Raw genomic sequence first — 2,830 nt, 5'->3', positions numbered from 1 at the left:
TGCGCGGTCGATAGGTTGGGCGCCATGAGCCTTTCTCTGAGCCTCTTCATCGTCGACCCCGCCCTGCCCCGCGCCGTGATCGGATCCGGCGACGTGCGTACCCGCCGGGCGATCGGCGGCCGGTTCAAGCGCGACATGGCCCACGACGACGAGTACTTCGCGAGCGAGATCGAGGCGGGCGCGCCGACCCTGTACGAGGCGCTGACCGCGGTCGTGGACGGCGGTCCGTTCGGCGCCACGCACACGTTCCAGTACGGCTACGCGTACCGGATGATCTGCGCGTTCCACGGCCGCAGGGTCGTGGGCAACAGCTTCTCGCCGTTCCGGTTCGGCTGGCTCGCGCGCGTCGACGAGGGGCTGAAGTCGATCGGCGTCGACGCGGTCCAGGTCTCGGAGTTCGGCTACGGGCTGCCGTCGCCGCTGCCGCAGACCGACCTGCCGGGCCACGGCGTCTGGTCGCCGCAGGACTGCGCGGCCGCGCTCACCCAGTACGAGGCGGTGACCGAGGAGCAGTTGGCCGACCTCGACCCCGAGGTGCGCGAGGCGATCGAGGAGTGCGCCGACTGGTTGCGTGAGGCGCGGGCCCACGAGGGCCGCGGCGTCGTGGGATTCATGTCCTGACCTGGCGCGTGGCCAATGGCGGCGGACGCGGCGGTGCCCGCCGCGCGGGGTGCGCGGCGGGCACGGAGTCGATCCGGTCAGCGGGCGGGTTCGAGGTCGTCCGCGAGCGCCGGTTCGGGCAGATAGATGGGCCCCGGGCTCGGCTCCAGCTGCGGGTCGTGGAGTTCCCGGATCTTGCGCTCCGCCTTGGCGACCAGGGTGCTCGGATCGGCGCCGCCGGGGAGCCCCGGGACCGGGCACGACGCGGCCGAGACACCGGCGGCCCTGGCCCGTTCGGACCAGATCCAGGCGATCTCGGTGTGCCCGTCCACCATGTGGTGCAGCGTCAGGCAGCGCATCGACGTGACGTCCTCCGCTCCGGCCGCGAAATGCCACCAGAAGACGGCGCCGTCACTGCGGCCGGTGAGGTACAGCAGGCAGGCGAACACCCGGGCGCCGCCCGGATGGAAGTCCGAGATGAACCCGTGCAGCAACTCCCCGGAATCGGCGCTGCGGACGGTACGCCGGCACAGCGCCTCCAGGTCCTGCGCGGCGGTGCCGATGCCGTCGGGCTGCACGTCGTCGGAGGGCGGTACGACGGCCCCGGCGGGCGGGACGCCCACGGCGTCCGTGAGTTCGTGCCAGATCGACCGGCTGGCCAGCCGTCGCGTCGCGGCGTCGAGGTCGTATCCGTCGACCACGGCGTTGAGTTCGCATTTGGCCTTGTAGAGGAGGTCGTCGAGTCGGGTCATGATGATGCGTCCTTGTCGTCGTCATCGACGGCGCCGTGCAGGAATTCCGCGGCCAGTTTCTTGCGCGCCTCGTGCAGATGCCCGCGCACCGTGGACACCGTGATGCCCAGGCGGTCGGCGATGTCCGCCACCTCCATGCCCATGAGCGAGCGCAGGACGAGGGAGTCCCGCTGCCGGGGCGGGAGTTCGCGGATGGCCCGCCACAGGTCAACCATGACCGCGGCGTCCGGGTCGTGGTGCACCACCACGGGCGCGTGGTCGGGGTCGCTGAAATCCGTGGGCAGTTCGCGACGCACGCGCGGGCGCCGCCAGTGGTCGGTGATCCGGTTCTGGAGCACCCGGTACGCGTAGCGCCGCGGGCTGTCCGCCCGCAGCACGCCGGTCTGCCAGTTCTCGCGCAGCCGGTCCATCGCGTCGTCGACGATCTCCTCGGCGTCCGCGAGCGAACCGACGCAGCCGAACGTGTACTTCACCATCTCGACGCGGAACAGCTCGTGGAACGCCCGGAAGTCGGTGGGAAGCGTGCGCGCGAGGTCGTCGTCGACCATGCGCTTGGGCGTCGGGGTCGTCATCGCGGACCGCCGTTCGCCGAGGCCGCACCGGGCGGCCAAGTCAGGGACATACGGGACAAGATGACCTCTTCGTCATCGGCTGTGTCGCACCGGAACCGGTCCGCGGCTCGGGGAAAAGCCGGGTCGCCGCCGGGCGGAGGGCTTGGTGGCCCTCGAACAGACAGACGAGCCGGAGGGTCTCTTCGTCCGATGTCTTTTGGCAAAGACATCCGGAACGTGATCATCCGGGGGCTCCGACCGTCCTTCCGCCGGTTTGCCCCGGACCGGGAGATCCCGCGCAAACCCCCGGGCGTACGCCGGCCGCACCCGCCCGGCACCGCGGCCCGACGTCCCGTACGCGCCCGTGCCGCAGGCCCGGGACCTGCGGCATCCGGACCTGCCCGCACCGCTTTCGGGTGATGATCGGCATCCACCGGTTGCCCGTTCGGCGCAGGTTCGTTGAGAGGGGTAAGCGCCGCGAACCCGCGGTGTTGAGGGTGGAACGGAGAACCACGTGGACACGTTCAAGAAGGCTTCGATCCTGGTGGCGGGCAGCGCCGCCCTGATCATGGCCGGTGCCGGTGCGGCCAACGCCGAGGCGGACGCGGACGGCGCGGCCGTCGGCTCGCCGGGCGTCATCTCCGGCAACCTGGCGCAGGTTCCGGTGCACGTTCCGGTGAACGTGTGCGGCAACAGCGTCAACGTCATCGGTGTCCTGAACCCGGCGTTCGGCAACTTCTGCGCGAACGTCGACGGTCACTGACCGAACGGCGGACGACGGTCGTCCCCGCACCTGAAAACGTCGGCTGACCAAGCCGGTCGAAGCGGGGGCGCCGTCCTGCCGGCAGTTCCTCCATGTCCGTTCGAGCCCCGCGGCGATGCCATCGCCGCGACACGCCGGCGGCGACTGGTGGCTGGACGAACGGC

The 2,830-nt window shown here is 71.1% G+C and carries 4 protein-coding genes; 2 read left to right on the top strand and 2 right to left on the bottom strand.

The window, feature by feature from the left end:
- The first annotated feature begins 24 nt into the window (after positions 1-24).
- Positions 25-621, top strand: coding sequence for a DUF7691 family protein (locus tag AB0C36_RS42970; RefSeq protein ID WP_358365214.1), 597 nt, complete (start codon positions 25-27; stop codon positions 619-621).
- A gap of 77 nt (positions 622-698) precedes the next feature.
- Here AB0C36_RS42970 and AB0C36_RS42965 read toward each other — a convergent pair whose 3' ends face one another.
- Both AB0C36_RS42965 and AB0C36_RS42960 read right to left on the bottom strand, forming a co-directional pair.
- Positions 699-1,352, bottom strand: a complete 654-nt coding sequence (locus tag AB0C36_RS42965; RefSeq protein ID WP_358365211.1) for a hypothetical protein — start codon at positions 1,350-1,352, stop codon at positions 699-701.
- Entirely contained in the window at positions 1,349-1,924 is a 576-nt protein-coding gene (locus AB0C36_RS42960) for an RNA polymerase sigma factor (protein WP_358365207.1), read from the bottom strand. The genes AB0C36_RS42965 and AB0C36_RS42960 overlap by 4 nt, the downstream gene beginning before the upstream one ends.
- A 493-nt stretch (positions 1,925-2,417) precedes the next feature.
- Between AB0C36_RS42960 and AB0C36_RS42955 the strand changes: the two genes are divergently transcribed.
- Complete coding sequence (locus AB0C36_RS42955; RefSeq protein ID WP_358365204.1) at positions 2,418-2,666, top strand: chaplin; 249 nt, start codon at positions 2,418-2,420, stop codon at positions 2,664-2,666.
- Positions 2,667-2,830 lie beyond the last annotated feature (164 nt).

This window comes from Streptodolium elevatio (assembly GCF_040649515.1).
Classification (GTDB): domain Bacteria; phylum Actinomycetota; class Actinomycetes; order Streptomycetales; family Streptomycetaceae; genus Yinghuangia; species Yinghuangia elevatio.
Note: the sequence above shows the minus strand (reverse complement) of the source record. Positions and strands in the feature narration are given on the sequence as shown.

Coding starts and splice junctions, on each gene's coding strand:
- AB0C36_RS42970 (WP_358365214.1), top strand. CDS start 25: ATGAGCCTTTCTCTGAGCCTCTTCATCGTCGACCCCGCCCTGCCCCGC.
- AB0C36_RS42960 (WP_358365207.1), bottom strand. CDS start 1,924: ATGACGACCCCGACGCCCAAGCGCATGGTCGACGACGACCTCGCGCGC.
- AB0C36_RS42965 (WP_358365211.1), bottom strand. CDS start 1,352: ATGACCCGACTCGACGACCTCCTCTACAAGGCCAAATGCGAACTCAAC.